At 71.2% G+C, this 5,470-nt stretch carries 4 protein-coding genes and 1 tRNA gene; 1 reads left to right on the top strand and 4 read right to left on the bottom strand.

Annotated features, from left to right (window positions below; genetic code table 11):
- Positions 1–41: 41 nt before the first annotated feature.
- A tRNA-Met gene (locus tag OZN99_RS24380) sits at positions 42–118 on the top strand.
- Here the strand turns inward: OZN99_RS24380 and OZN99_RS24375 are convergent.
- From OZN99_RS24375 to OZN99_RS24360, 4 genes are all read right to left on the bottom strand, one after another.
- On the bottom strand, positions 75–1,781 hold the full coding sequence (locus tag OZN99_RS24375) for a recombinase family protein (RefSeq protein WP_270937843.1): 1,707 nt from the start codon (positions 1,779–1,781) through the stop codon (positions 75–77). The genes OZN99_RS24380 and OZN99_RS24375 overlap by 44 nt on opposite strands.
- A 290-nt stretch (positions 1,782–2,071) precedes the next feature.
- Positions 2,072–2,839: a hypothetical protein gene (locus OZN99_RS24370; protein WP_270937842.1), complete on the bottom strand. Its 768-nt coding sequence runs from the start codon at positions 2,837–2,839 to the stop codon at positions 2,072–2,074.
- Between the two features lie 162 nt (positions 2,840–3,001).
- On the bottom strand, positions 3,002–4,126 hold the full coding sequence (locus tag OZN99_RS24365) for a site-specific integrase (RefSeq protein WP_270937841.1): 1,125 nt from the start codon (positions 4,124–4,126) through the stop codon (positions 3,002–3,004).
- Positions 4,126–5,470 (bottom strand): tyrosine-type recombinase/integrase (locus tag OZN99_RS24360; RefSeq protein WP_270937840.1); only part of this gene is annotated, 1,345 nt, incomplete at its 5' end. The genes OZN99_RS24360 and OZN99_RS24365, both read right to left, overlap by 1 nt.

Genomic DNA, 5,470 nt, shown 5'->3' with positions numbered 1-5,470 from the left:
GGCCACCACGCCGGATCCAACACGACAAGACCAAACACCTCCGCGGGGTGGAGCAGCCCGGTAGCTCGTCAGGCTCATAACCTGAAGGTCACAGGTTCAAATCCTGTCCCCGCATCCAACGATACCATGACTTCTCGACCAAACACAGAACGGCCGTTCCCTCCCAGGGCAACGGCCGTTTTGGCGTTCAGGCGCTGCTCGGCCTCCGCCATCCGCAGGAACGCCGCCAGGTCGCCGCGCAGGCTGAGCGACACCTCGCCGCGGCGCTCGCCCGGATGCACCAGGATCGCGTCGATCAGCGACCGCAGCGCCTCAGCCGCCAGCAGCGCCGTCATCTCGTCCTTGAGCGCCTCCTCCAGCGCCTCGACCTTGCGGCGGTACAGCGCCGGCAGGTTCGGGTGCAGCACCGGGACCGGCTCCGGCACGCCGGCCGCGGCGATCTCGGCCTGCAGCGTCTCGCGCCGGCGCTCCACCTCGCGCAGTTCGGTCGCCATCGCCACCCCGCCGTGGCCGTCCTTGATCAGCTCGAGCAGGTTCCGGATCTGGCGGTCGAGCTTCGCGACCTGTCCCTGCAGACCTGCCTGCCGGGCCCCGCGCTCGCGGTTCGCCGCATTGACCTCGGACACGTAGGCTCGGGCGAACTCCTCGACCAGTTCCGGCGCCAGCAGCCGCTCCTTGAGCCCGACCAGCACCCGGCCCAGCAGCGCGTCGCGTGCCACCGTCCGCCGATTCGTGCAGGTGCCGCGCTCGACGTGGTTCGTGCAGCCGAGCCGCCCGCCGCTGCCGATCACGCTCATCGGGCCGTTGCAGAGGCCGCACCGCACCAGGCCGGCCAAGGGCCAGCGCGGGCGACGCACGGCGGCCAGCGTCGCGCCGGTGTTCGCGGCGCTCTTGCTCGTCACCACCCGCCGGCTTGCCTCCAGGCGCCGCTGCGCCTCCTCCCAGACCTCACGGTCCAGGATCGCCAGATCCGGCACCGGCGTGACCACCCAGGCGTCCCGCGGATTCGGGCGGGCCACGCGCCGGCCGGTGCTCGGGTCCTTGTCGAAGTGCTGGCGATTCCAAACCCGCTCGCCGATGTAGAGCCGGTTGCGCAGCATGCCGGTCTCTCGGCCCGCGCCCCCCAACAGCAACGAGGCTGTCCACTTGCCGCCGCGCGGCCCTGCCACGCCCTCGGTGTTCAGTGTCCTGGCGATCGAGCGCGGCGACAGGCCGGCGGCATACCCGTCGAACACCCGCCGGACCACGGCGGCCTCGGTCTCCTCGATCTCCAACTCCCCGGTGATCGGCGTCCCATCCGGCCGCAATCCGCGACGCACCCGGTACCCGAAGCATAGCCCGCCGCCGTTCCGGCCCGCCCGCACCCGACCCTCGAGGCCGCGGTGGGTCTTTTGCGCCAGATCCTTCAGGAACAGCGCCGACATCGTACCCTTGAGGCCGACATGCAGCTCGCTGATGTCGCCCTCGGCGATCGTCACCACCCGCACCCGCGCGAACTGCATCTGCTTGTGGAAGCCGGCGATGTGCTCCTGGTCGCGGCTGATCCGGTCCAACGCCTCGGCCAGGATCACCCCGAACCGGCCGGTGCGGGCGTCGGCGACCAGCTGCTGGAAGCGTGGGCGCGCGGCGGTGGCGCCGCTGATGGCGTAGTCGGCGTAGACCTCCGCCACCTCCCAACCCTCGCGCTCGGCCCGGGCTCGGCAGACCCGGACCTGGTCCTCGATCGACTGCTCTGACTGCGCATCACTGCTGAAGCGGGCGTAGATCGCGCAACGGGTCACCAGCGGGGCACTCCGGTCTGAAGGGCACGAATCTGCGGTTTCAAAAATACTAGCTCTCGGCCGCGCGCGCGGCCCACGGGCCTGGGTAAGTGGTCAATCACCGGGTTCGATCCGGAGCAGGCCCCTGGATAAGGTGCTCTGGCCGTCGCTACTGGGCAGGCGCCTGCGTTGAAGATGATCGGCGGGGGGGGGAGCGGCGAACCGCTTGTGCTCGCCGCCTTCCCCCAGGTCCTCTCAGACAGCCCCGTCGCCCAAAAATCCTCATCGTTGTCGCAGAGCGATGTCGTTCGCTAAGCGGCCAACACGGCGAGCACCTTCTGCAGCCGCTTGACCTCATGGGGTGGCAGCGCCGCAGAGGTAATGGCTGCCTGAACCCGCGCCAGGATATCTTGCAGAGCAGGCGACGGCGCCGAAGTGGCCGCTATCGCTCCACCGTTGTCCAGGATGGCGTCGATAACGTCGTCGGCGAGCACCGCATCGCCATGCTGCAGGAACATTCTCCCAACTTCCCATGTAATCGAATCAGGGTTCGTGCCGCCGGACGTCTCCTTGATTTCGATCGCGCCGATGACCTTGCGTGGCCGTCCGACGTGTATCTTCGAGCTCTGATTTCTGACTTTGGTGTATCGCTCGGCCAGCGCCACTCGCTTTGCTGCATCCGCAGGCGTCTCGCCGGGCTGGGATGTGTTCTTCACGCTCTGCCAGTACTCAACCCGCGCCTGGAGTTGCTCATAGATGCGGTGCGCGTCGTGACCGCAGCGCACCATGACCTTCATGCCAGAGCGACTCCCGCCCTTCTCGCTCTTCTCGGTCCGGTTCGTATGGTGGTGCCAGTAGTGCTCCACGAGGTCGTCCGCGGCCCGCGCCTGCACCTCCCCCGTTGCGCCAGCCATGATGTCGGCGAACTTCCGCGCCGTGGCGGCTAGCGCCTCGTGGTGCGGCGACCGGAACCTCAACCCCCTGGTCCCGCTGGTCTCAAGCTCCCGGATGCGGATGCCCAACTCGTCGGCCAGTTGCCGGATCAGCTGCTTCTTCCGCTCAACGCTCTCATCAGTCATCGGGACACCCCTATGCGCCGGAAAGGAGAACGAACGTCACGTCCCCCTACTATATGGGGAACTCCCCACCCACTGCGGCAAGACGCCGCCCATCACGGCCGACGCGCCGTCGTTCGCGCCCATCGTTGCAGCGAGTCTCCGCCCAACCATGACCCTCGCAACTCATTCGCCTGGATCGGTCCGCTCGCCATCCTCCCGGGGCTCGCGCCGGCGGCGCGCGAAGATGTTTCGCGCGAGCGCCGCCGTCTGCTTGCGCTCCTCGGCGAGGCCGGCGTGGAAGCGCTTCGCGGCCGCCGCGCGCGAGCCGCGGTCATACGCCTCCTTCGCGGTGCCGGCCGTGATGCCCAGCACCGCCGCGCCGATCGCCGGCGCCTCTGGATCCGCGATCGGCGCCCCCGTGGCGATGCCATACCGGAACCGGTGCGGCCCGAAGCTGGCACCCTTCCCGAAGCGCTTCTCCGACCACCAGCGGATGCGCTTATCGATCCCGCGCGTCCGCAGCGGGCGGCCATCCCAGTTGATCCAGAGCGCGTCCTCGACACGGCCGCCCAGCATCTCGGCGCGCTCGACCTCGACGTAGCGGTCGAGCGCCGCCTTGAGCGCATCGGGCAGGCCGTATTCGAGGGACCTCCCAGTCTTCATGTCGCCCTCGTCGAAGTCGATGCGCCAGCCCTCGGGATCGCGGAGCACATTCACCCCGAGCCGCAGCGATGCCAGGCTGCGCAGCCGCGGCGCGCGGGCGGCGAGCAGCATGATCAGCACGCCGTCCCGAAGCATCACGCGGCGCTGCTGATCCCCGCCCAGCCCCTTGGCCCGCTCGACCAGCGCAAGGCCCCACGCGAACATCGCGCTGGGATGGTGGACGGTCAGGGCGCGGCGGCGCATCGCCAGGCGCGCGCGGATCGGCACGCCGCCCGGCCGGGCCAGCCACCGGAAGCACTGTCCGGGCGCCAGCACCGCCATCGCGCGCCGGAGCTCGCCGAGCCGCCCGACCAGGGTGTGGTCGGCGTTGCCGCGCCCCCGCATGTCGTCGGTCCAGGCCGCCACCGCCTCCTCGGTGACGCGCGTGGCGGGCGCGGCGGCGGGGTCCAGACGGCCGGACGAGGCGAGGAAGCCGAGCCAGCGCGCATAGCCGCCCTGGGTCTTGCGCTGCGTCGCCGGTGGCATGGACGGCACCTGCGGCCCGAGGCCAAAACGCCGCGACCGGTCAGGGGCGAGGGCCGCCAGCCAGCCCTTCCGGTCACCCTCCGGCCACGCCGCGAGCGGCAGGCAGAGGCGGTCCGCCATCAGGCCTCGCTCCCGCGGCGTCGGGCCTTGCCAAGCCTGCCCCACTTCGCTGCGGCCACCGCGCGGGTGGCCTTGCGCTCCCCAAGCACCGCCGCGTCGAAGCGCTCGGCCGACATCGCCGCCTCGAAGGCCACGTAGTTGGCATGTGTCGTCTCGACGCTCCTGTGGCCCAGCACGCGGCGGACATCCTCGTAGGCGCCGGGGTGGTGCTTGAGGTGCAGCCAGGCCGCGAAGTGGCGCACCAGGTGGACGTTCACGTCGGCGCCGACCTCCTGCGCGATGACCGTCTCGATGACATGCGAGAAGCGGTTCTCGCTCAGGACGCCGGCCCCGCTCGGGATCAGCCAGGGATTGTCGGGCGTGGCCAGCGCGGGGCGGAAGTGGCGGATGTAGTCCTCGACCAGCGCGGCCGACCCGGGCGGCAGCGGCCACTCCATCGGCGCCTCGTTTTTCATGTCGTCGGGCTGCAGCACCAGGTGGGTGATGCGGCGGCCACGGGGAGCCAGGCGCTGCAGATGCTCGTCGAGACGCAGCGCCAGCATCGAGCGACGGCGCAGCGGGCAGACCAGCAGGATCTCGATCACCGCCGCGGTGCGGGCGAGACGGCCGGCCTCGACGGTGCCGGCGCCAAGCTCGCGGGCGCGCCGCATCAGCTCGGCCGGCAGGTGCAGCAGGAGCCCGCGGCGGTGCAGCGGCACCAGCGCGCGCAGCCGGTCGCGGTTCTTGCGGGTCAGGCCGGGATTGCGGCGGCGGCCGCGGGCCTGACGGGCCCAGCCGGCGATGGCCTGCACCTCGGCCTCCGGCAGCCGGACGTGAAAAGCCGCGAGCTGGCGCAGCGTCTCGGCCACCATTGCCAGCTGGCCGCCCTCCGGCTCCTTCGCGCCGCTGCGCGCCGCCTGGGCCTCGGCCAGCGTGTCGAGCACGAGGCTGACGCGATCGAGCGGGAATACGAGGTCGCGCAGGCCGCGGATCTCGCTCGCCGGCACGCCGGAGCGCGCCAGCAGGCCGGCGGCCTGGCGGATCGCGAAGACGCGGGCCTTGATGGTGGCCGGGCGCAGGCGGCGGTGGCCGCCAGCACCGATCAGGAAGCGACCCTCGCGGCAGGCCAGGCGCGCCTCGAAGGCGGCCACCTCCTGCTGGAAGCTGTCCGGGTAGGCCTCCAGGCGCAGCGCGTAGGGCACGCGCACGCGGGCGGCGGCCAGCGTCTGGCCAGGCCAGCCCGGCAGGCCGGCGCGGACGCAGGCGTTCCAGGCGGCCGCGATGGTGCGGGCGCGACCCTTCGTCGCGGCGCTGAGCCGGCTGGCCTGCTCGGCTTCGACGAAGGCGGCAAGGGTGGCATCGGTC

The organism is Falsiroseomonas oryzae (assembly GCF_027856955.1).
GTDB lineage: Bacteria > Pseudomonadota > Alphaproteobacteria > Acetobacterales > Acetobacteraceae > Falsiroseomonas > Falsiroseomonas oryzae.
Note: the sequence above shows the minus strand (reverse complement) of the source record. Positions and strands in the feature narration are given on the sequence as shown.